The organism is bacterium, from assembly GCA_019637795.1.
In the GTDB taxonomy this organism is placed as follows: Bacteria; Desulfobacterota; Binatia; order HRBIN30; family CADEER01; genus JAHBUY01.
Genome location: JAHBUY010000005.1, coordinates 306,768 through 328,657 on the forward strand (window position 1 = coordinate 306,768; position 21,890 = coordinate 328,657).

Here is a 21,890-nt window from a genome sequence, read left to right on the forward strand (position 1 = left end):
GCGGTCAAGGCGCGCGCCGCGCCGCCCGGGCTGGCCCTGTGCCGCCGGAGTGTGCAAAGGGAGCCCGACCCATGACCGACGCCAGCGCTTCGTCGCCGCGGCCTGTCACTCTCGTCGAGGCGCTCGTGCCGATCGTCAGCCTGATCGGACTGGTCAGTCTCTCGTTCGCGCTCTTCGGCGACGCCGGCGCGCTCGGGCCCAACCAGGTGGCGCTGGTGGTCGCCACCATGGTGGCGGTGTTCATCGGCTGGCGCTGCGGCCACTCGCTGGCGTCGCTGCAGGAGGCGGCGGTGGCCAGCGTCTCGTCGGGCATCGGCGCCATGTTCATCCTCTTCGCCGTCGGCTCGCTGATCGGCACCTGGGCGATGAGCGGCACCCTGGTGGCCATGGTCTACTACGGCCTGCAGATCCTGCACCCGCACTACTTCTACCTCACCGCGGCGGTGATCTGCGCCATCGTCTCGCTCAGCATCGGCAGCTCGTGGACCGTCGTCGGCACGATCGGCATCGGCCTGATGGGCATCGCCATCAACATGGATCTCAGCCCGGCGGTCACCGCCGGGGCGATCATCTCCGGCGCCTACTTCGGCGACAAATCGTCGCCGCTCTCCGACTCCACCAACCTGGCGGCGGCGGCGGCCGGCGCCGATCTCTACGCGCACATCCGGGCCGTGCTGTGGACCTCGGTGCCGGCGATGGCGGGGGCGCTGGCCCTGTTCTGGTACCTCGGCGCGCCGGGAGACTTCGACGCCTCGCAGAAGGTCGACGCCATCCAGCGGCTGTTCAACGTCTCGCCGATCCACTTTCTGCCGCTGGCGGTGGTGGTGGTGCTGGCGGTGGCCAAGCTGCCGCCCTTCACCACCATCTTCCTCGGCGCCCTGGTCGGCGGCCTGCTGGCGGTGGTCGTCGCCCCGGACCGGGTCATCGCCTACGCCGGCGCCGAGCACCTGCCGCGCGCCCTGGGGCTGCTCAAGGGCGTCTGGCTGGCGCTCGCCGACGGCTACGTGTCCAACACCGGCGATGCCGCCATCGATCGCCTGATCTCGCGCGGCGGCATGGAGAGCATGCTGGGCACGGTCTGGCTGATCATCACCGCCCTCGCCTTCGGCGGCGTGGTCGAGAAAGCCGGCGTCCTCGAGCGGCTGATCACCCCGGTCATCGCCTCCGCCCAGTCGATCGGCCGGCTGGTCCTGTACCTCGTCGGAGCGGTGATCAGCACCAACATCGTCACCGCCGACCAGTACATCGCCATCGTCCTGCCGGGCCGCATGTTCAAGGACGCCTTTCGCCAGCGCGGTCTGGCGCCGATCGTCCTGTCGCGCGCCATCGGCGACTCCGGCACCGTCACCTCGTCGCTGATCCCCTGGAACAGTTGCGGCGCCTACATGGCGGCGACGCTCGGCGTCGCCACCCTGCACTACGCGCCGTACGCCCTGTTCAACATCCTCTCGCCGATCATCACCGTGATCAGCGCCTATGCCGGCTGGCGCATGATCCGCATCGACGGGCCCGGGGATCCGTCGCGCTGATGGCCGCGGGCGACCCGGGCAACGCCCTGCAGGCATTGGTGGCGCTGATCGCGATCGCCAACCCGCTCGCCGCCGTGCCGGTGTTCCTGTCGCTGGTGCCGGGCGGCGATGCGCCCGCCGCCCGCCAGGCGGCGACCCGTGTCGCGCTCGCCGTCTTCGCCATCCTCATCGGCGCGGTGGTCGGTGGCCGCATCGTCCTGGAGATGTTCGGCATCTCCTTCGCCGCCTTCCGGGTCGGCGGCGGCCTGGTGGTGACCCTGGCCGGGCTCGACATGCTGCGCAGCGGCCACGGCGCCGGGGCCAACGAGACCGTGCCGGCGCGCGCCGCCGAGCATCTCATCGTGCCGGTGGCGATGCCCCTGATCGCCGGGCCGGGCACGATCATCACCGCCATGACCATGACCGCGCGCGCCGCCGACGCCGGCCGGCCGGTGCTGATGATCGCGGCGGTGGCCGTCGTCGCCGCCTTCGTCTGGGTGGTGTTGGCGCTGTCGAGCTGGGTGCAGCCGCGCCTCGGCGAGCGCGGCCAGGCGATCGTCGCCCGCTTCATGGGGCTGGTCCTGGTGGCGATCGGCGCGCAGTTGGTGCTCACCGGCATCGCCGACTTCTTCGGCCTGCGCGCCGCGCTGCCGGCGTGACGCGCGGGGCCCGCCGCGGCCGCGGGCCGCGGGGTCGTCAGCGCGCCGCGCCGGACGGCGCCGGCGCCTGGACGTTGTAGATGATCGCGTACAGCACCGGCACGACGATCATCGTCAGCACGCAGGCGAAGGCGAGGCCGAACATGATGGTCACCGCCATGGCGCCGAAGAACGCGTCGGTCACCAGCGGGATCATGCCCAGGATGGTGGTGATGGCGACCAGCAGCACCGGCCGCAGGCGGGCGACGCCGGCGTCGAGGATGGCGTCGTACGGCGCCTTGCCCTTGCCGATCTCCAGGTAGAGCTCCTCCATCAGCACGACGGAATTCTTGATCTGCTCGCCGCCCAGCGCCAGCACGCCGAGCATGGCCATGAAGCCGAACGGCAGGCCGGTGAGCAGCATGCCGATGGTGACGCCGATGATCGCGAAGGGCACGGTCAGGACGATGATCATGGTCGTGCGCAGCGAGTTGAACAGGCAGACGACGATGAACACCATCGCCAGCAGGACGCCGGGGATCGAGGTCGCCAGGGCGGCGCGGGCGTTGGCCGAGTCCTCGTGCTCGCCGCCCCATTCGAAGCGGTAGCCCTCGGGCAGCGCGATGGCCTCGATCGGGGCGCGGACGCGGTTGAAGAGCTCGCTCGGCAGACCGGCGCGCGGATCGGCGTGGACGGTGATGGTCGGAATGCGATCGCGCCGCATGACGACCGGGTCCTCCCATCCCATCTCGATGCCGCTGATGATCTGGTTGAGCGGGATCATGCGCCCGGCCGCCGGGCTCCAGATCTGCATGCTGTACAGCGCGTCCACCGAGCGCCGCTCGTTCTCGGGCGGCCGGGCGACGATCGGCAGCAGGCGCGATTCCTGCGGGAAGACGCCGCCGCCGCTGCTCCCCGGCTCGCGGTAGAAGCCGACCGTTCGGCCCTCGAACCCGGTCTCCAGGGCCTGCGCCACCTCGACCCGGGTCAGGCCGTTGCGCCGCGCCTGCACCTCGCGCAGGTCGGGCTCGATGACCTTCTCGCGCTCGCGCCAGTCGTCGCGGATGCCGATGGCGCCGCCGTCGGCGACGATGATGCGTTCCGCCTGGTCGGCGAGCTGGCGCAGCACGGCCGGATCCGGCCCGCTGAAGCGCGCCTGCACGCGGCCGCCGGCGCCGGGCCCGAGCAGGAACTTCTTCGCCACCGCGTTGGCGTCGGGGTAGTTGTCGTCGAGGTACTGCTGGACCGAGACCAGCAGGCCGTCGATCTGCTTCTCGTCCTCGACCTGGACGAGGAACTGCACGAAGGCGCGGTTCTCGCGCTCCGGCGTGTAGACGAGGAGGAAGCGCAGGCCGCCGCCGCCGACGAAGCTCGAGACGTGCTCGACGCCGGGCTGGGCGAGGATGAACTGCTCGACCTGCTCGGCGAAGCGTTCCGAGTCCAGGATGTGCGAGCCGGCCGGCAGGAAGGTGTCGACCAGGAACTGCGGTCGCGTCGCCGGCGGGAAGAAGTTCTGCGGCACCTTGCCGAAGCCGTAGATCGCGGCGACGAAGGAGACCAGGAGCAGCGGCAGGACCAGCCAGCGGCGGCGCAGCGCCGCCACCAGCAGGCGGCGATAGCCCTGGAAGAAGGCGCCCGCGTAGGGGTCGCGGCGCTCGCCGGTGAGCGGCTTGAACAGCGCGTAGCCGAGCAGCGGCGTCACCGTCACGGCCGCCACCCAGCTCAGGGTGAGCGAGATGAAGATGACCCAGAACAGGGAGTTGGTGTACTCGCCGGTATTGTCCTCGGACAGGCCGATGGCGGCGAAGGCGACGACAGCGATGGCGGTGGCGCCGAACAGCGGCCACTGGTTGTGGGCGACGGCGTCGCGGCAGACGGTGAGCTTGTCCCTGCCGCCTTCGATGCCGACCTTGATGCTCTCGGTGACGACGATGGCGTTGTCGGTCAGCATGCACAGGGCGATGATGAAGGCGCCGAGCGAGATGCGCTCGAGCAGGATGCCGCCCATCAGGTACATGATGGTGAACGTCGACAGGATGGTCAGGAACAGCACCAGGCCGACCGACAGGCCGGCGCGTATGCCCATGGCGATGAGCAGCACGACGAAGACGATCGTCACCGCCTTGACGAGGTTGAAGGCGAAGGCATTGGTCGCCACGTCGACCGCCTCGGGTTGGAAGTTGATCGCCTCGATCTCGACGCCGATCGGCTGCAGGGCGCGCAACGCGTCGAGCTTGGCGCGCACCGCCTCGCCCATGGTGACGACGTTGCCCCCACGCACCGTCGAGATGCCCAGGCCGATGGCGGGTCGGCCGTCGAAACGCAGCAGGCGGCGCGGCGGATCCTGTTCGCCGCGCTCGAGCGTCGCCACGTCGCCGAGCGTGAGCTGGGCGCCGGAGCCGCCGGCGCCGATCACCAGATTGAGCATGTCCTCCGGCGAGGTGAAGGCGCCCTGCGGATCGACCACCAGGTAGCTCTCGCCGACCCGCACCCGGCCGCCGTCGGCGGCGACGTTGCGCGCCTGCATCTGGCGGTAGATCACCTCCTCGTTGATGCCGAGCTGCGCCAGGCGCTGGCGCGACATCTCGAGGTAGATCACCTCCTGCGGCTCGGCGAAGAGATCGACCTTCTTGACGTCGCCCACCGTCTGCAGCTCGCGGCGCAAGAACTCGGCGTAGCGCCGCAGCTCCGCCTGGGTGAAGCCGTCGCCGGTGATGGCCAGGAAGATGCCGTAGACGTCGCCGAAGTCGTCGACCACCATCGAACGGCCGCGCGCCGCCGGCGGCAGCAGCGGCTGCACGTCGTTGATCTTGCGCCGCAGCTCGTCCCATACCTGCGGGATGGAGTCGGCGTGGAACTCGTCGCGGATGATGGCGCTGACCACCGAGCGGCCGCGCGTCGACTCCGACTCGACGCGCTTCAACTGCCCGAGCTGTTGCACCGCGCTCTCGATCGGGTTGGTGACCTCCTTGGCCACCTCGGCGGCGCTGGCGCCCGGATAGGGCGTGATGATCAGCGCCTCCTTGATCGTGAACTCGGGATCCTCGAGCCGGCCCATCGACAGGTAGGCGCCGATGCCGGCCAGGACCGCGATCGCCGCCGCGGTGGCGACGATGCGACTGTTGCGAACCGAGAATTCGCCGCTGTTCACGACGCCCGCGCTCCGAGCTCGTCACCGAGGTCGCGGACGGTCATGCCGTCGCGCAGGAAGCGCACGCCGGCGATGGCGATGCGGTCGCCCGGCTCCAGCCCTTCCACCACCTCGATCTGCGAGCCGGTGACGGCGCCGAGCCGGACCGGCCGGCGCTGGACGACGTTCTCGGCGCCGATCACCCAGGCCACCGCCTCGCCCTCCGGATCCTTGTAGATGGCGGACAGCGGCACCAGGATGGCGTCGCCGAGGATGCTGGCGCGGCGGTAGGTCAGGTGGACCGCCGCCGTCATGCCGGGCAGCACCGTGATGCCCGGCGGCACCTTCATGGCGACCCGCATGCGGTAGGTCTGCGTCGTCGGGTCGGCCTCCTGGGCGACCTCGCGGATGTGGACGGGGAACTGCACGCCGGGCGCGCCAGTGAGCTCGGCGGTCATCTGCAGGATGTCGGCCGATCGGATGTCGACCACCATCAGGGTCTCCGGCACGTCGACGGCGATGTCGATCTCGTCGACGTCCTGGAAGCGGACGATCGGCTGCTTGGCGCGCACGTTCTGGTTCGGCTCGACGAAGCGCTGGGCGATGACGCCGTCGTAGGGCGCCAGCAGGGTGCTGTCCTGCAGTTGGATGTTGGCGTCGACCACCTGCGCCTCCAGCCCGCGTACCTGCGCCTCGCTGGCGGCGATGTCCTCGGCGCGCCCGGTGGCGCTCTGCTCGAGCAACTGGCGGGCGGCGGCGTGCTCCTCCTGGGCCACCAGATAGGCGGTGCGGACAGTATCGAACTCCTGGCGCGAGATGGCGCCCGAGCTGAGCAACTGCTGGAAGCGGCTGAACTCGGTGCGGGCGTTGGTCAGCCGCGCCGCGGCGGCGCGCACCTGCGCCTCGAGGCGACGCCGCTCCTCGGGCCGCTCGCCGGCGACCAGCCGATCGAGCGCCGCTCGCGCCTGGTCGAGCTGGCTCTGTCGCGCCGTGAGCTGCGTCTGGAACTCGTCCTGGCGGAGCTGCGCGATCAGCTCCCCCTGCTTGACCGCCTGCCCCTCGCGCACCGGGAGCTGGGCGATGATCCCGGGCACCTGGAAGGCGAGCTCGACGCGCCGCGATGCCTCGACCGTGCCCGGCAGCAGCCGCTCACGGGCTGCGCCGCCGGCGGTGACGAGGCTGGTCTTGACCGGCCGCACGGGCTCGGCGACCGGCTTCGCCGGCTGTGTGCAACCAGCCGTCAGCGCCAGGATCCAGGTGACGGCCGCCGCGCGGGATGTCCATCTGCTCATCGTCCACCCTTCCGCGCTGGTGCCTTACTGAACGGGTAGTTGGAGGGCAAGCCACGGCGGGCGACGGCGTGCCGGCCGGCGGCATCGCCGCGCTCCCGACAAGGAGGAATTCCGGACGCGGCGCGCGGCCGCATCTCGGCGATGGGCGGAGTCGGCCCGGACGGCCCGCATGGCCCCCCTTGCGGTGCCGGCGCTGACGGACGATGGTGCGGCGAGTCGTGAGAAAGGTGGAGCAGGAGGCAAGCCGCTGTCGCTCTGCCGGACAGCCGCACGGATCCTCCTCTGATGCTCCCGCCCGCTGCGGCCGCCGCCTTCCCCGTCGTTCCGTGCTCTCGCGCCTGGCAGGCGGCGTCGGCTGGATGATGAGATCCGCGAGTCCTCGCCGTGCGCTGGCGAGCACCGCCGGACGCCTGGACGGCTGATGGCGCTGCTCCGGAAACGGACGTCGCTGCCCACGCGCCTGCTGGTGTGGAGCATCCCCAAGCTCTTCTTCGGATGCTCCCACCTGCTCTTCCGCTCGTGCCGCATCACCTATCTCGGCAAGGAGCACGAGGACGAATTCCTCCGCCGGGGCGAACCGATCTGCTTCGCCGGCCTGCATCAGGGGATGCTCTACCTGCCGTTCCACTTCCGCGACCGCGACGGCGTGGTGATGGTCAGCGCCAGCCGCGACGGCGACCTGATCTCGCGCACCATGGGCATGTTCGGCCTGCGCAGTGCCCGCGGATCGACCCGGCACGGCGGCGCCGAGGCGCTGCAGGCGATGATCCGCGAGGTGAACGACGCGCGCTGCAGCGCCGGGGTGATCGTCGACGGTCCGCGCGGTCCGGCGGGGATCGCCAAGCGCGGGGCCATTCTGCTGGCCCGCGCCACCGGCCTGCCGATCGTGCCCGGCACCTGGTGGGCGACGCCGCACCTCGAGTTCGGCTCCTGGGATCGCACCATCGTGCCGTTGCCCTTCGCGCGCATGGTGTTCGCCTTCGAGCCGGCGCTCCACGTCGCGCCCGACGCCGACGACGCCGAGGTCGAGGCGCTGCGCATCGAGCTCACCGCCCGCCTCGAACGGGCCCGCGCCACCGCCCTCGCCGCCTGCGCCTGATCGACCCGCCGCCGCGGCCCGCCCTCCGTGGGCGCGTCGCAGCGCTCATCCGCTTGTCGGTCGCCCCGCTGCGGATGCCGCCAGCGCCGGCGCGCGGCGGATTGCCCGACATCCGGGACGGTGCGGTGGGCCGGGAGACGGCGGCGACTCAGCCGTTCGCCAGCGCGGGAGGTGTCACCCAGCCGCGGCGCACCGCCCAGGCGATGAGCGTCCCCCCGATCAACCCGACCACGTATCCATACGGCAGGCCGACGACGGCCGCCGCCACGACCAACGCGATCCACAGCGCGCCGCGGTCGGCGGCCACGTCGCGCACCAGGGTCATCAGCGTGACCCCCTCGAACAACAGCACCACGCCGAGAATCGGCATCGGGAACACGTGCACGACGTCCGCAAACCCGGGGGCGAAGATCAGCCCCAACAACAGGTACATCGTTCCGTAGAGGACCGGCGCGCCGCCGGTGCGCGCGCCGAACCCATAGAAGCCGACCAGCCCGCCGCAGCCGTGGCACACCGGGACGCCGCCGAACCACGGCGCGATCAGATTCATGACGCCGTAGGTGATGCCGATCTTGCGCACCGGAACGGCGCGATCGGGAAAGAGGTCTCTCGTCGTCTGGCTGGTCGCGATCACCGAGTTCCCGAGCGACAGCGGAATCTGCGGCAGGGCGAGCAGCAGGGCGCCGCGCAGGAGGTCGTCGGCGCTCGGCATCTGGACGATGGGCAGTCGCAGTCCGATGGCTCCCGCGAGCGCATGTCCCTCGAGCCGAAACACGCCCGCGTAGAGCACGCCCAGTCCCATCACGATCAGTGGCGCGGGCACCCGGCGTTGGCCGCGCAGCGCCAGCAGCAGCGCCACGGATGCCGCCGCGAGAACGTAGCCGCCCACGCCGTCGGCGCTGGCGTACTCCTTCAACGCCAGCGTCGCCAACGTGAGACCGAGTCCGAGTTGGATGCCGCGCACGACCTCCCTGGGGACGACACGCGTCAACCAGTCGAGGAGGCCGGTCACCGCCAGCACGAGCATCGCGCCCCCGACGACCAGCCCGCCGCCCGCGAGGATTCCCGGCGACAGGCGCTGCGCCAACATGATCGCCGCCATCGCCTTCAGCGGCTGCACCGGCATCGGGATGCCGTAGACGAGCCCGGTGGCGATCTGCAGGGCACCGAAGAGGATGCAGACGCTGGCCGGGTCGAGACCGCAGGTGGCGATGAGCGCGATCAGCAGCGGCAGATCGGTGCCGATGTCACCGAACGCCCCGGCCAGCTCGTGGCGGTCGAAACGCAGGCGGGGCGCCGGGCGGGTCGGAGCCATCACGGGCATCCTGTGCCACAGGGTCGCCCGCCAGAACAACGCCGAGGCGCGCCGCCGGTCCCGTGGCGCGCCCGCCCCCAATCCGTCGCGCGATCCGACGGGTTGACCGGCACCTCGGCCAGGATCGATCGCGAACGGATGCAACGCCCCACGTGCTCCGGTAAGGACGCCGGCATGGTCGAGATCGGGAAAACGACGGCCCTTTTCTTCCTCACCGCGGTGGCGGAGATCCTCGGATGCTACCTGCCGTTTCTGTGGCGTCGGCATGGCGCCCCGGCCTGGGTGCTGCTGCCGGCCGCCGGCTGCCTGGCACTGTTCACGTGGCTGTTGACGCTGCACCCGGCGGCGGCCGGTCGCACGTACGCCGCCTACGGGGGCGTCTACGTGGCGACCGCCGTCCTGTGGTTGGGCGTCATCGAGAGGCAGCGGCCGGACCAGTGGGACCTGGTCGGCAGCGGCGTCTGCCTGCTCGGTATGGGGATCATCTTCTTCGCCCCGCGCTGAGCGACTCCGGGGGCGCCCTCCTCACGGCACGAGGATCAGCTTGCCGCCGGCGATCAGCAGGACGACGGCGAGCACGCGCTCGATCACGGCGTGCGCCAGGTGTCGGCTGCCGAGCCATGCCCCCACGCTCCCGCCGACCATCGCCGCACCCGCCAGCGGGACGACGGACATGGGCAACGCGCGGGCGCTGCTCACGTTCCCGACCAGCGCCGCCAGCGAATTGACCAGGACGAAGAAGGCCGAGGCCGCGGCGGCCTGGCGGGGGGTCGCCCAACGCATGCCGAGCAGCAGCGGCGTGAAGAAAATCCCTCCGCCGGTCCCGGTCACTCCGGCGATCAGCCCGAGCAGCGCGCCGACGCCGATCGCCACCGCGCGCGTGGGCGGCCGCGCGGCGGTCGCGCTGGACGGCCGCAGCACGAAGGACAGCGCCGACACGAGCAGCAGACAGCCGACCAGCACGTTGAACACACGGCTCGGCAGGCTGACGGCGCCGCCGAGGATCGCCAGCGGGACCGAGAGCGCGGCGAACGGCCAGAACAGGCGCCACGCGAAGTGGCCGGCGCGATGGAACTGCACGGCGGCGATCAGCGCCACGACGGTGTTGAGGGCGAGCGCCGCCGGCTTGATGAACGAGGGCGCGAGTCCCACGAGCGACATCACCGCGATGTACCCCGACGCTCCCGCCTGGCCGACCGACGAGTACAGGACGGCGATCAGGAGGACGCCGAGGATCAACACCGCGAGGTGCTCCGGAAGCATTCCGTCGTGCCTACCCGCCCCCGAGCGCGCGGCGCAATCTCGACCTCCCCGAAGCGCCGCGAACCGACGGCGGGCCGACCCAACCCGCACCCAGCCTCGCGCGCCGCCGACCCACGGGCCGAAATCGAAGGACTGAGTCGATCGCGCGCAACGACCCTCGAGCCGCCGTCCGACGCCTGGGTCAGCGAGGGGCTGGCGACCCTAAGGATCGTGCTGGAAGGGAAGACGGAGTGGGCGACCCGCCGTCGCGCCGGATCGCAACGCCCGATCGTCCCGGAGCCGGTCCAGCCGGGCGTCGGGCGCCCCGATCACCGAGCCCGCTCCAGCCCGGACGCCCTGGCACTCCTGCACTCCTCGAACCGGATCCCGGTGAGGGCAGTTCCGCAATCGCCGCGGAAATTCTTGCCCGCCGGGTTGTCCGCGCCGCACTGCGGACATCGATTTCCGAGTGCAGCGCCGCATTCGCCGCAGAAGTTCTGCCCGGCGGGGCTGTCGCTGCTCCAGATGGTGCAAGTCGGCAGCGGGAACCTAGGCCGACGGCAAGACCTTCACAGTGAACGACACATGCCGCCGCAGCGCGGTGAAGTGCGCATCGCCGGTCACGAACAGGCTCGCAGTGTGGCGGGCCGTCAGTGCGAGCAGCAGGTCATTCTGCAGCCGCGCCAGTCCGATCGCCTCGTGATCAGGGAACACGCGCGGCAGCAGCCGACCGGTCTCGAGCCAGCAGGCGCGCCATGACGGTGGCTCCACGGGAACCAATGCGCGCACCAACCGCATCACGCTGCGCGTGCCCCGACCCGACACACCTCGCAGGAGCTCGCTCGCGACCACGGGCGACAGCCGCACCGGCGGGTTGCCGGCGGCTTCGAGGACCTGAGCGAGCGGGCGTGTCCCTCGGAGAATGTCGACGTGGATACTGGTGTCAAAGAAGGCGAGCATCGATGTCGGCGGCGCGCACGGTTCGTGCCGTATCGCGCAGCACTGCGTGCGAGTGGAGTCGTTCCTCCTCCTCTGCCAACAGGGTGTTGATGAGCTCCGACTGCGTCGCGGCCTTGCGGGCGCGCATCAGTTTGCGCAGCCGCGCCGCGGGGATGCGGACGGTGATTGCGCGACTGGCCATGGACCGTCTCCTTTCGTATGACAGGTTGAGTCAAATGTCATACACACCTGCGGCTCCCGCGGCAAGCAGCACGGCACCGTCTTTGAGAATCGGCCCTGGGCTTTGACCCGTTTCGGCGCCCAAACGCGACTCGGGACAGCGATCGGGACGCTCACAATGAGCGGTAGGTTGCGCGACGTCGGGTAGTGTCATCTCTCGACGCCGATCCCAGGGAGGACTCGGCCGATTCACAGGGGCTCTGCTTGTCAGGTGCGAGAGGAGGGCAGCCGCCCCATCCCATCCATGGGCGCCAGCGACATCTCCCGGGGGCATGGGGGCATGGGCCGTATTGGCATACGGCAGAGGCGCTGGTATCCATCGCCTGGTATCCATCGCCGCATGAGCGCAGCGCGCAAGGTAACCCTCCAGCTTCCGGCGGACTTGCTCGAGAAGGCGCAACGATCGAGCGGCAAGAACCTCACGGCCACCATCTGCGACGGCCTCAAGCTGGTGGCTGCCGGCCCGGCATTCGAGGGGCTCCGCAGGCTGCGGGGGAAAGTACGCTTCTCGATCGACCTGGACACCCTTCGGAAAGACCGACCATGATCGCCCTCGACTCGAGTGTGTTCGCCTTCCTCGCGGGCGCCACGGGACGCGATGCCGACCTCGTCGATCGATTGTTCGCCGCATACCTGCCCCCCGTGGTACTGACCGAGATGCTGAGCGACCCGAAACTACCGAAACAGGTGGCGGAGCTCCTCGTGCAGATCCCACGGCTGGAGTTGCTGCCTGGATACTGGGAGCGGGCTGGGGCCCTGCGCGCCAAGGTGCTCGGCCAGAAGCGACGGGCACGACTCGCCGACACCTTGATCGCCCAGAGCTGCATCGACCACGACGTCGGCCTGGTCACCAGGGATGCCGACTTCCGGCAGTTCGTGCGCGCCGGTGGTTTGCGGCTCGTCGGCGGCTCGCATCGCGTCGCGTAGGCTCGGCGGCCGCCACGCGCCCGGGCCCGGTGTCCACGCCGAGGTAGTGGATGCACTCAGCCCCGTGTTCCTGTTCATGGAACCGGATCAGATCACGCGCGCGGAAACCGCGATCACCGACCTGCTCGCCCATGTCCGAGAATTGATCGAGCGGCGCAGCCAGGCCCCCGCCGATGACCCGATGATGGCGCTGATTCGCGCCGGGCACGATGGCGATCGCCTCACTGACGCGGCGGCCCCGTGGGCAGAAATCGAGGACTGAGTCGATCGCGCACGGCTATCTTCGAGCCGCCGTCCGACGGGGAATGTCCCGGATCCTGTTGAACTGATTCTCTGAAAAAAGAGCGGCGGCTCCTTTCACCGTCCGGTAAGGACGGGGTCACCACAACCAAGAAAGGAAGCCGCCATGAAGAGAAGTCGCACAGGAGGATCCGCGGGGGAAGCCCGATCGACGGAGGCGCGTGCCATGGTGCAGGTGCCGCTGCCGCTGGTGACGGTGCTGGCCGACGCGAAGACCGCCTTCTTCGGACTGTGCCTGACGGCCGGGCAGCAGGTGTTCGAGGCGCTGATGGAGCAGGACCGCGAGCAGCTCTGCGGGCCGAAGCATCTGCCCAACCCCGCCCGCCGGGCGTACCGCAGCGGGAGCGCGCCGAGCGAGGTGGTGCTGGGCGGGCGGCGCATCGTGCTGCCGCGGCTGCGCGCCCGCAGCGTGGCGGGCGAGGAACTCGCGCTGCCGAGCTTCACCTACGCCAGTGCCCAGGATCCGCTCGACGCCCATACGCTGGAAGCGATCGCGGTCGGCGTCAGCACACGCCAGTATGCGCGCACGCTCGCCCCCCTGCCGGCCGAGCTGCCCGAGCGGGCCGTCTCCAAGAGCGCGGTGTCGCGCCGCTTCGTGGCGTTGACCACCGCGCAACTGACCACCTGGCTGGCCACGCCGCTGGACGGGCTCGACATCCGCATCGTCCTGATCGACGGGCTGCACTTCCGCGACCACGTGATCCTGCTGGCCGTCGGCGTTGATCCCCACGGCGGCAAGCACGTCTTGGCCCTGCGCGAGGGCACCACCGAGAACGCAGCGGTCTGCAAAGCGCTGCTCGCCGATGTGCGCCAGCGCGGGCTGGATCTCGACCGCCCGACGCTGTTCATCATCGACGGCGGCACCGGGCTGCGGAAGGCGATCCGGGAGAGCTGCGGCGCGCTCGGCGTGGTCCAGCGCTGTCAGGTCCACAAGACCCGCAACGTCTTGGAGCATCTGCCCGAGTCCGAGCGCCCGCGCCTGCGCCGGGCGCTCGCCGAGGCCTACGCGCTGCCCGACGCCGCCCTGGCCAAGCGGCGCCTCACCCAGCTCGCCGCCGGCCTCGAGCGAGCGCACCCCGGCGCGGCCGCCTCGTTGCGCGAAGGACTGGATGAGACGCTCACGCTGCCGGGCCTGGGCGTCAGCGGCGCGCTCTACCGCACGCTGCGCAGCGCCAATGCGATCGAGAACCTCAACGGCCTGGTCGGCCGCTTCATCCGCAACGTGCGCCGCTGGCGCGACGGCCACATGCTCGTTCGCTGGATCGCCGCCGGGCTGCACGAGGCGCGTCGCAGCTTCCGCCGCATCCGCGGCCACGCCGATCTCCCCGCCCTCATCCGGGCGCTCGATCGCTCGGCCCTCGACACCCGAAAGGAGGTCGCGTAGACGCCCATCGCTGGAGCCGCCGCTCAGGGCCTTTCAACAGGGAGCGGGACATCCCCGTCCGACGCCTGAGTCAGCAAGCGGCTGGAAGAGAAGACGGAGTGAGCGCCCTGCCGTCGCGCCGGATCACAAGGCCCGATCGTCCCGGAGCCGCTCCAGCCGGACGTCGGGCGCCCCGATCACCGAGCCCGCTCCAGCCTGGACGCCTCGGCCCTCCTCAGAGCCGGATCCCGAGGAGGAACCCGCTCCGGAGTCCGGTTCGAATGTATTGCGAAAGTGGAGGCGGGGGGAATTGAACCCCCGTCCGGAAGTGATTCACGTCAGCGTCTACGTGCGTAGCCTGGTGGTTTGATCTCGCCGTCTTGGCTCCCACCGGCAGGATCCGCGACGGCCAGCTCGTGAGTTTTCGTCCCCGGCCTACGAGCGTTGGCTGGAGCTTATCCCGAATTTATGACGTCTGGGTCCGGCCCTACGGGCGCGTGCCGGTCAGACGCTGGCGACCGTTAGGCAGCCAGAGCGAACGAATCGTCTGCGTTTAGTTTTCGCAGCCTGGGTTTTGGCGGGCCCCAAGTACCCGTTGCACGCAACTGCCGCTTCACGACCTCCGTCGAACCCAGATCGCCCCCTCAAGTAGGAACGTCGGACGCCAACGTAACCTCGCCAACCCACAGGGGCAAGCGGGCTCGCAAAGGTCCCGGGCGGCGCGCCCGAACAGCCCGTCAGCTCAGTGGAGCTCGCCGATGAGCGATGTCCGCATGTCGGTCATGAACGTGCTCATGGACTGGAGCGCGGCGGTCGGCCAGGGGCCGTCCTGGGCGAGGACGGAGAGCGCCATGATCAGCGCGCACTTGAGGACCTCCTCGGCGTCGTTGTGGCCGATGGCGCCCTCGAGAACGGTGCCGTGCACCTCTACCTCGAAATTGAAGCGTCCAGACTCGTCGGAAATGCAGCGGCGGCTCATGTGGTCTCCCCCAGCCCCGGGAATTGATGCGTAAGGGGTCGTTACCACGGTGGAATTTTTCCGGTTAGATGGGATTTTCCCTACGCGCCGTTAGGGTTTTCCCTAGGACCCCAACGCGGATTGTCGCGCCTGTTGGCACCCGCGCGTCGGATGTTGGCCGTCTTCCAACCCATCTCAGATGGGACCACAGCGGCCCGTCGAGGAATGGAGGAGGCATGCCCACACACCTGATCGCCGACAGCGTCGGACTCTTCACCTGCGAGATCGAGGTCTCTGGACCAGTCCTCACCGAGGCGCTGGAGCTCGACGGCGCCGACGAGATGCTGCACTCCGGGTTGACCGTGGTGCTGGCGGCGCTGGCGCAGGGACCGCCATGGCCGGAGCGGGTGCTCGACGCCTTCGCCGAGCTGATGGTGGCGATGCGCGACCACCTGGTCTCGGAGGGCCTGTCCTGACGGTCGAGCCCCGCCGGCGCTCCGGTGACCCACCCTCCCCCCTGGGGGTGCCGCACGGGGCAGGCGGGGCTCCCGCCCGGCGCGGCGGCGAGACGGCCGCTGGCCCCGGGGGAGGAAGCCGGCCGACGTGTGCCGCTATCAGACGTGTGCCGCTATCAGATGTTGATCGCGATCTGCGCCCCCAGCACCAGGGCGTTGGGGATGTCGCCGGTGCCGCCGGGTTCGATGACGTACTGGATGTCGGGCTGGAGCTGCAGCCACGGGGTGAGCTGGAGGATGTAGGACAGCTCGAGCACCATCTCGAAGTGTTGCAACGGCTCGCCGGCAGCGCGCTGCCCCTGGCGCAGGACGTTGGAGAACTCGCCGTACAGGAGGCCGAAGAGGACGTCGTCGTACGGCCGCGATGGAAGCGGGCCCCGGACGACGACGCCGGAATTGAAGAAGAACGGAAACGTGCTGACGTCGGCGTTCGGCGCGCCGACGAGCGACACGAACGGCAGCACGCCGCGCGGGTCCGGGGCGTCGGCGAAGCGCCACACCATCTGGTCGATGGCGCCGTAAATGCCGCCGTTGCCGTACTCGGTGTCCGACGGCAGGGTCGAACCCGCCGGCGCGTCGAGGCGACGGAATCGGCCGGTGTGGTAGAACCCGCCGATGGTGAGGTGACCGGGCAGCGCCTCTCGCACGTCGCCCAGGTGATCGTGGTAGCTCACTTCGGCCAGCACCATGACGCCGTCCGAGAAGTTGACCGCGAAGTTGCCGCCGTGCGCGGCGTTGGTGTCGAGGTCGTCGTTGTAGACGCCGACCTGCATCGTCAGGTGCTCGATCGGCCGGCCGCGGATGCGGACGCCGATGGTCGCGTCCGGATACTCGGTGAACGGCACGTTGAAGACCAGCGAGCCCGGGTTCCCGTCGATGCCGCTGGTCACGTACTGCCAGTAGAGCGGCGAGGTGGCGAAGTCGTCGCCCATCGACAGGTGGCCGGCCCGAATGCCCAGGCGGTCGTTGAAGAGCTGCTGCTCCCAGGCCACGGTGACGACCTGGGTGTACGGCCCGCAGCAGACCTGGGCGACGTTGAACACGTTGTGGATGTCCTCGTCCGAGAGGCTCTTGCCGGTGCGCTGCGACACCGCGAGGTGGAAGTGCGCCCCCGGGATGTGCACCAGCCGGTCGAGGTCGAAGAGGAAGTCGAGCCCGATGTTGTGGAAGTAGCGCACCTTGCGATCGACGCCGCCGGTCGCGTTGCCGAGGATGTCGGCGGTGTAGGTGAGCGCGACCTGCAGGCCGAGGTCGCTCAGCCGCTGCCGCCAGCCGAACCAGTTGCCGGTCAGATACTGCCCGGCCCACCAGCGCTCGATGTCCGTCTCGCCTTCCTGGATCAGGTCGGAGACGCGATCGAAGCTGCGCATCGCGGCCGGGAGCGTCGGCGGCATCGGTGTCGGCGCCGGCACCGCCGCCCCGACGTCATCGCCCCGCGCCGCGCCGAACGCGAGGAGAATCCCGCACAGCGCCGTCGATGCTGCCCGCGCCACCCCGCCTGGCCTTCCACCGCCCAAGCCCGCCCTCCAACGCGCGCGCAGCGTACTGCGACGCACCGGCAAACACCACCGCGATTCACCGGGCGCGGGGACGGCCTGACGCAAGCCGCGGTAGGACATGACGGCGTCTCGCCACCCCGCGCCGGGCCGGAGCGCGCGGCACGGGAGCGATGCCGCGGGCGGTGTTGAAGCTCAGTGATTTTGTCCGCCTAACTGCTCAGTGAAAATGTCCGCCCCTCCGCGGCAAAGAAGGAGGGATGGAGAGGATGAGCAAGCGGCAATGGAAGCGGCTGGACGCCGTGGAGCGGATCGAGCGAGGGGCGCTGACGGTGGGAGAAGCGGCGGAGGTGCTGGGACTGTCGAAGCGGCAGGTGCGACGGCTGCGGCGGGCGGTGGGGCGGCGTGGGGCGAAAGGAGTGCAGCACGGGAACACGGGGCGGGCGCCGAAGCACCGCTTGGGGGAAGCGGTGCGGGAGCAGATCCTGGAGCTGCGGCGCAAGAAGTACGACGGGTTCAACGACCAGCACTTCACCGAGAAGCTGGGGGACGTGGAAGGGGTCAAGGTCTCTCGGGCCAGCGTGCAGCGGCTGCTGCGCGCGGCGGGCATCGGGCCGCCGCGCCGGCGGCGCGCCCCGAAACACCGCCGGCGCAGAGACCGCAAACCGCAGGCGGGGTTGATGATCCTCTGGGACGGCAGCCGACACGAGTGGCTCGAGGGGCGCGGGCCGATGCTGTGCCTGATGGGAGCGATCGATGACGCGACCGGCGAGCTGCTGCCTGGGGCGTCGTTCGTGGAGCAGGAGTGCGCGGCAGGGTACCTGCGGGTGCTGCGAGCGATCGCGGAGGCGAAAGGACTTCCGTACAGCGCCTACATGGATCGGCACGGGAGCCTGAAGCGCAACGACGCGCACTGGACGCTGGAAGAGGAGTTACGCGGGGTCCAAGACCCGACGCAGGTGGGCCGGGCGCTCGCGGCCTTGGAGATTGAGGTGATCTACGCGCTGTCGCCGCAGGCGAAGGGCCGAGTGGAGCGGCTGTGGGGCACGCTGCAGGATCGGTTGGTCTCCGAGCTCCGGTTGGTGGGGGCCACGACCGTGGAGGAGGCCAATGCCGTGCTGGAGGCCTTTCGGGCGGAGCACAACCAGCGGTTTGCCATTCCCCCGGCCGAGGCCACCCCGGCGTGGCGGCCGGTGCGACGGGGGACCGATCTGAGCCGGATCTGCAGCTTCCAGTACGAGGCGACCGTGCTGAACGACAACACCGTGCGGATCGGCGGCCTGGTCCTCGACATCCCGCCCGGCCCGCGCAAGCGCAGCTATGCGGGGACGCGCGTCGAGGTGCGCCAGCTCCTCGACGGCAGCTGGCGCGTCTACGGCGGCGACACGGTGATCGCCACGGCCGCCGCCACCTCGCCCGGCGCCCTCCGCACGCTCAAGCGCCGGCGGCGGCGGCCGCCGAGCGCCGCCTCGGTGGGGAAAACTCCAGTCGCCCTGCGGGCTCCTTCCGTTTCCCCCACCGACATGATCCCGTCACCACCACGATGAACCCCGGGGGGACGGAATCACTGAGCAGTTGAGGGCGGACAGAATCACTGAGCAGCGACAAGCGATGCCGCGGGCGGTTGACAGGCCGGCCGGCGCAGTCGAGGTGGAGCCAATGGACGCCGCGACCGCCGCGCTCGCCTCCTGGCAGTTGCCCCTCCTGCCGGCCACGCTCGCGGTGCTCGCCGTCCTCCTCTACTGGCGCGGTTGGCGGGCGCTGCGCGCCCAACTGCCGGCGCAGTTCGGAGCCGCCCGCCTGGCGGCCTTCCTCGCCGGCGTGACCACCGTCATCCTGGCCGTCGCCTCGCCGATCGACGCCTTCGCGCCGCTGCTGCTGCGCGTCCACATGCTGCAGCACATCCTCCTCACCATGGTCGCGCCACCCCTGCTCTGGCTGGGCGCGCCGGCGCTGCCGCTCCTGCGCGGACTGCCGCAGGGAGCGGCGAAGCACGGTCTCGGCCCCTTCCTCGCCTGGCCGCCGTTGCTGGCCGCCGGCCGCTTCGTGGTCCACCCGCTGGTGGCGTGGCTGGCGCTGGTGATCGCCACCCTGCTGTGGCACCTCCCCGGCCCCTACCAGCTCGCCCTGCGCGATCCCGACTGGCACCAGTTCGAACACGCCTGCTTCCTCGTCGCCGGCCTGCTGTTCTGGTTCCCGGTCGTGCAGCCCTACCCCAGCCGCGCCCGCTGGCCGCGCTGGGCGATGGTGCCGTATCTCCTCCTCGCCGACGCGCAGAACACCCTGCTCGCGGCCCTTTTCGTCTTCGCCGATCGGCCGCTCTACGCCGCCTACGCCGCGGCGCCGGCGCTCACCGCGCTGGACGCGCGCGGCGATCAGGCGGCCGCCGGCGCGCTGATGTGGGTCGCCGGCTCGGCCACCTATCTCGTCGCCGCGGCGGCGATCGTCATCGGCTGGCTGAACGGCAGCGCCCTGGCGCCGAGGGCGGCACCGCCCCGTCCCCCTCCGGCGCCGCGCCGCCGCCTCGACCTGCTGCGCGTGCCCCGGCTCGGCGCCGCACTGCGTTCGCTGGCGCTGCGCCGCGCCGCCCAGGCCCTGATGCTGCTGCTCGCCGCGGCGGTGATCGCCGACGGCCTGCTCGGACCGCGCATGAGCCCGATGAACCTCGCCGGCGTGCTGCCGTGGACCTATTGGCGCGGCCTGGTCGTCATCGCGCTGCTCGCCGTCGGCAACGTGTTCTGCATGGCGTGCCCGTTCATGCTGCCGCGCGCGCTCGGCCGGCGACTGCTGCCGGGGCGCCGCGCCTGGCCGCGCCGGCTGCGCGGCAAATGGCTGGCGGCGGCCCTGCTCGTCGTCTACCTCTGCGCCTACGAGGCGTTCGCCCTCTGGGACGCCCCGCGTCTGACGGCGGCGATCGCCCTCGCCTACTTCGCCGCCGCGCTGGTGGTCGACGGCATCTTCCGCGGCGCCGCCTTCTGCAAGCACCTCTGCCCCATCGGCCAGTTCCACTTCGTGCACGCCACGGTGTCGCCGTTCACGATCGCCGCGCGCGACCCGGAGACGTGCCGGAGCTGCGCCGGCGCCGACTGCATCCGCGGCACCCCCACGCGGCGCGGCTGCGAGCTCGAGCTCTTCGTTCCCGAGAAGCGCGGCAACCTCGACTGCACCCTCTGCCTCGACTGCGTCCGCGCCTGCCCGCACGACAACGTCGGCCTCCTGGCGGTCGCCCCGGCGGCGGAGCTGGCAACCGACCCGCCGCGCTCCTCGCTGCGGCGACTCTCCGAACGCCCCGACATCGCCGCCCTGGCGCTGCTCTGCGTGTTCGGCGCCTTCGCCAACGCGGCCGGCATGCTCGAGCCGGTGCTGCGCGCCGAGGCCGCCCTCGCCGCGCGACTCGGCCTCGACTCGCCGCTGGCGCTGACGCTCGCCGCGCTGCCGGTGGCGCTGGTCGCGCTCCCGGTCGCGGCGCTGGGATCCGCGGTGGCCATCGGCCACCGCTGGAGCGGCGCCACGGCGACGCCGCGCGCCCTCGCCTGCCGCCTGGCATTGGCGCTGGTCCCGATCGGCCTCGCCATGTGGAGCGCCCACTTCCTCTTCCATTTCGCCACCGGCATCGGCACGGCGGTGCCGGTGGCGCAGCGCGCCCTCGCCGACCTCGGCGTCGCCCTTGGCTCCCCCGACTGGTCGCACGCGGCGGCCATGCACGCGCCCGCCTGGCTCACGCCGCTCGAGCTGCTGCTGCTCGATGCCGGCCTGCTCCTCAGCCTGTCGGTGGGCTGGCGCACCGCCCTCGAGCTCAACCACGGCCGCGGCCGGCCGGCGGTCGCGCTGCACCTGCCGTGGGCGGCGCTGGCGATCGCGCTCTGGGTCGCCGGCGCCTGGATCGTCTTCCAGCCGATGCAGATGCGCGGCATGGTGCACTGACATGCCGCCACCTCGGCGCCGGACGCGCATCGCGCCGGCCGCGCTGCTGCTGGCGGCGCTCCCGCTCGCCGCGCCCGCCGGCGCCGACGGCGGCGCGGTACGCCTCAGCGAGCGCGTCGGCGACCTCGTCATCACGGTCTTCACCTCGCCGACGCCGTTGCGCGCCGGCCCGATCGACGTCAGCGCGCTGCTGCTCGACGGCCGCAGCGGCGACGTCATCGGCGATGCCGGCGTCACCGTCACCCTGCGGAACCCGCAACCGGAGGAGACGATGGTCACCGCCACCGCCAGCCGCGCCCAGGCGACCAACAAGCTGCTCTACGCGGCGCTGCTCGACCTGCCGGCTGCCGGCGCCTGGCGGGTCGAGGTCGCCATCGACCGCGCCGGCCACCCGCCAGCGGCGGTGACGTTCGACGTCGACGCCGCGCCGCCGCTGCCGCCGTGGCGAACCTACTGGCCCTACTTCGCCCTGCCGGCGCTCGCGGTCGCCGTCTACGCGCTGCACCAGTGGCTGGTGCTGCGCCGGCGACCGTGAACGCGCCGCCGGCCGCGGACTGATGCCCGCGCGCCGGCGCGTCCGCCGCCGGCGCTACTGCTGTTGGATCGACTGCAGGTAGCTGGTGATCTCCTGCACCTGGCCGCGCACCTGGGCGCGCGCGTTGGTCGCCTGGCTGCGCTGCCGGGTGAACACCTCGCCCCACACCGGCATCTCGCTCTCGCCGTGGGCGCGCAGCGTCTCGCGCCCGTCGATGATGTTGATCACCCGCAGGGTCGGAAAGGTGCCGCCGTTGTTCTTCGCCAGCACCGTGAGATCCGCCGGCCGCGGCGTCATGAGGCCGCCCACCACCCCGTCCCCCTTGCCGGCCATGCCGTGGCAGGCGCTGCAGTAGCGCCGGTACGCGGCCTCGCCTGGTTTCAGGTCGGCGGCGGAGACGGCGGCCGCGGCGCAGAGGACCGTGGTGATGACGACGGAGACCAACGATGAACGCATGAGCACCCCCTCC

At 71.0% G+C, this 21,890-nt stretch carries 22 protein-coding genes and 1 other RNA gene; 12 read left to right on the forward strand and 11 right to left on the reverse strand.

The window, feature by feature from the left end; all coding sequences use genetic code 11:
- The first annotated feature begins 71 nt into the window (after positions 1–71).
- Both nhaC and KF840_18340 read left to right on the forward strand, forming a co-directional pair.
- Entirely contained in the window at positions 72–1,529 is a 1,458-nt protein-coding gene (nhaC, locus tag KF840_18335; GenBank protein ID MBX3026871.1) for a Na+/H+ antiporter NhaC, read from the forward strand.
- Positions 1,529–2,167, forward strand: coding sequence for a MarC family protein (locus KF840_18340; GenBank protein MBX3026872.1), 639 nt, complete (start codon positions 1,529–1,531; stop codon positions 2,165–2,167). Before nhaC ends, KF840_18340 begins: the two co-directional genes overlap by 1 nt.
- Before the next feature lie 37 nt (positions 2,168–2,204).
- Here KF840_18340 and KF840_18345 read toward each other — a convergent pair whose 3' ends face one another.
- Both KF840_18345 and KF840_18350 read right to left on the reverse strand, forming a co-directional pair.
- Positions 2,205–5,297: an efflux RND transporter permease subunit gene (locus KF840_18345; GenBank protein ID MBX3026873.1), complete on the reverse strand. Its 3,093-nt coding sequence runs from the start codon at positions 5,295–5,297 to the stop codon at positions 2,205–2,207.
- Positions 5,294–6,568, reverse strand: a complete 1,275-nt coding sequence (locus tag KF840_18350) for an efflux RND transporter periplasmic adaptor subunit (protein MBX3026874.1) — start codon at positions 6,566–6,568, stop codon at positions 5,294–5,296. Before KF840_18350 ends, KF840_18345 begins: the two co-directional genes overlap by 4 nt.
- Positions 6,569–6,989: 421 nt before the next feature.
- On the opposite strand from KF840_18350, the gene KF840_18355 reads away from it, so the two are divergent.
- Positions 6,990–7,667, forward strand: a complete 678-nt coding sequence (locus KF840_18355; GenBank protein MBX3026875.1) for a lysophospholipid acyltransferase family protein — start codon at positions 6,990–6,992, stop codon at positions 7,665–7,667.
- A 148-nt stretch (positions 7,668–7,815) separates the two neighbouring features.
- On the opposite strand, the gene KF840_18360 is transcribed toward KF840_18355, so the two are convergent.
- A complete protein-coding gene (locus tag KF840_18360; protein ID MBX3026876.1) occupies positions 7,816–8,991 on the reverse strand; it encodes a putative sulfate/molybdate transporter in 1,176 nt (391 codons plus the stop codon).
- Between the two features lie 165 nt (positions 8,992–9,156).
- On the opposite strand from KF840_18360, the gene KF840_18365 reads away from it, so the two are divergent.
- On the forward strand, positions 9,157–9,486 hold the full coding sequence (locus KF840_18365; GenBank protein ID MBX3026877.1) for a YnfA family protein: 330 nt from the start codon (positions 9,157–9,159) through the stop codon (positions 9,484–9,486).
- A gap of 21 nt (positions 9,487–9,507) precedes the next feature.
- On the opposite strand, the gene KF840_18370 is transcribed toward KF840_18365, so the two are convergent.
- The 4 genes from KF840_18370 to KF840_18385 form a co-directional block, all read right to left on the reverse strand.
- A complete protein-coding gene (locus tag KF840_18370; GenBank protein MBX3026878.1) occupies positions 9,508–10,245 on the reverse strand; it encodes a sulfite exporter TauE/SafE family protein in 738 nt (245 codons plus the stop codon).
- Between the two features lie 308 nt (positions 10,246–10,553).
- Positions 10,554–10,766: a zinc ribbon domain-containing protein gene (locus KF840_18375; protein MBX3026879.1), complete on the reverse strand. Its 213-nt coding sequence runs from the start codon at positions 10,764–10,766 to the stop codon at positions 10,554–10,556.
- Between the two features lie 7 nt (positions 10,767–10,773).
- Positions 10,774–11,184 (reverse strand): PIN domain-containing protein, encoded by a 411-nt coding sequence (locus tag KF840_18380; protein MBX3026880.1) that lies wholly within the window; start codon positions 11,182–11,184, stop codon positions 10,774–10,776.
- Positions 11,168–11,365, reverse strand: coding sequence for a hypothetical protein (locus tag KF840_18385; GenBank protein MBX3026881.1), 198 nt, complete (start codon positions 11,363–11,365; stop codon positions 11,168–11,170). Before KF840_18385 ends, KF840_18380 begins: the two co-directional genes overlap by 17 nt.
- Before the next feature lie 378 nt (positions 11,366–11,743).
- Between KF840_18385 and KF840_18390 the strand changes: the two genes are divergently transcribed.
- From KF840_18390 to KF840_18405, 4 genes are all read left to right on the forward strand, one after another.
- On the forward strand, positions 11,744–11,950 hold the full coding sequence (locus KF840_18390) for a hypothetical protein (GenBank protein ID MBX3026882.1): 207 nt from the start codon (positions 11,744–11,746) through the stop codon (positions 11,948–11,950).
- Complete coding sequence (locus KF840_18395) at positions 11,947–12,330, forward strand: PIN domain-containing protein (protein MBX3026883.1); 384 nt, start codon at positions 11,947–11,949, stop codon at positions 12,328–12,330. The genes KF840_18390 and KF840_18395 overlap by 4 nt, the downstream gene beginning before the upstream one ends.
- Before the next feature lie 64 nt (positions 12,331–12,394).
- On the forward strand, positions 12,395–12,592 hold the full coding sequence (locus tag KF840_18400) for a hypothetical protein (GenBank protein MBX3026884.1): 198 nt from the start codon (positions 12,395–12,397) through the stop codon (positions 12,590–12,592).
- A gap of 204 nt (positions 12,593–12,796) precedes the next feature.
- Positions 12,797–14,014, forward strand: coding sequence for an IS256 family transposase (locus KF840_18405; protein MBX3026885.1), 1,218 nt, complete (start codon positions 12,797–12,799; stop codon positions 14,012–14,014).
- A 271-nt stretch (positions 14,015–14,285) separates the two neighbouring features.
- Here KF840_18405 and ssrA read toward each other — a convergent pair.
- Both ssrA and KF840_18415 read right to left on the reverse strand, forming a co-directional pair.
- Positions 14,286–14,637, reverse strand: a transfer-messenger RNA (tmRNA) gene (ssrA, locus tag KF840_18410).
- Positions 14,638–14,735: 98 nt separating this feature from the next.
- A complete protein-coding gene (locus tag KF840_18415) occupies positions 14,736–14,972 on the reverse strand; it encodes a hypothetical protein (protein MBX3026886.1) in 237 nt (78 codons plus the stop codon).
- A gap of 215 nt (positions 14,973–15,187) precedes the next feature.
- On the opposite strand from KF840_18415, the gene KF840_18420 reads away from it, so the two are divergent.
- The gene (locus KF840_18420) at positions 15,188–15,427 is read left to right on the forward strand and encodes a hypothetical protein (GenBank protein MBX3026887.1); all 240 of its coding nucleotides are present in this window, start codon (positions 15,188–15,190) and stop codon (positions 15,425–15,427) included.
- A 155-nt stretch (positions 15,428–15,582) separates the two neighbouring features.
- On the opposite strand, the gene KF840_18425 is transcribed toward KF840_18420, so the two are convergent.
- Positions 15,583–16,959, reverse strand: coding sequence for a carbohydrate porin (locus KF840_18425; GenBank protein ID MBX3026888.1), 1,377 nt, complete (start codon positions 16,957–16,959; stop codon positions 15,583–15,585).
- A gap of 272 nt (positions 16,960–17,231) precedes the next feature.
- Here KF840_18425 and KF840_18430 point away from each other — a divergent pair, with 272 nt between their 5' ends.
- The 3 genes from KF840_18430 (at position 17,232) to KF840_18440 (ending at position 21,421) form a co-directional block, all read left to right on the forward strand.
- A complete protein-coding gene (locus KF840_18430; GenBank protein ID MBX3026889.1) occupies positions 17,232–18,509 on the forward strand; it encodes an ISNCY family transposase in 1,278 nt (425 codons plus the stop codon).
- 112 nt (positions 18,510–18,621) lie between these two features.
- On the forward strand, positions 18,622–20,886 hold the full coding sequence (locus tag KF840_18435; protein MBX3026890.1) for a cytochrome c oxidase assembly protein: 2,265 nt from the start codon (positions 18,622–18,624) through the stop codon (positions 20,884–20,886).
- Between the two features lies 1 nt (position 20,887).
- Positions 20,888–21,421 (forward strand): hypothetical protein, encoded by a 534-nt coding sequence (locus tag KF840_18440; GenBank protein ID MBX3026891.1) that lies wholly within the window; start codon positions 20,888–20,890, stop codon positions 21,419–21,421.
- Between the two features lie 54 nt (positions 21,422–21,475).
- Here the strand turns inward: KF840_18440 and KF840_18445 are convergent, their stop codons facing one another.
- Positions 21,476–21,877, reverse strand: a complete 402-nt coding sequence (locus KF840_18445; protein MBX3026892.1) for a cytochrome c — start codon at positions 21,875–21,877, stop codon at positions 21,476–21,478.
- Positions 21,878–21,890: the final 13 nt, after the last annotated feature.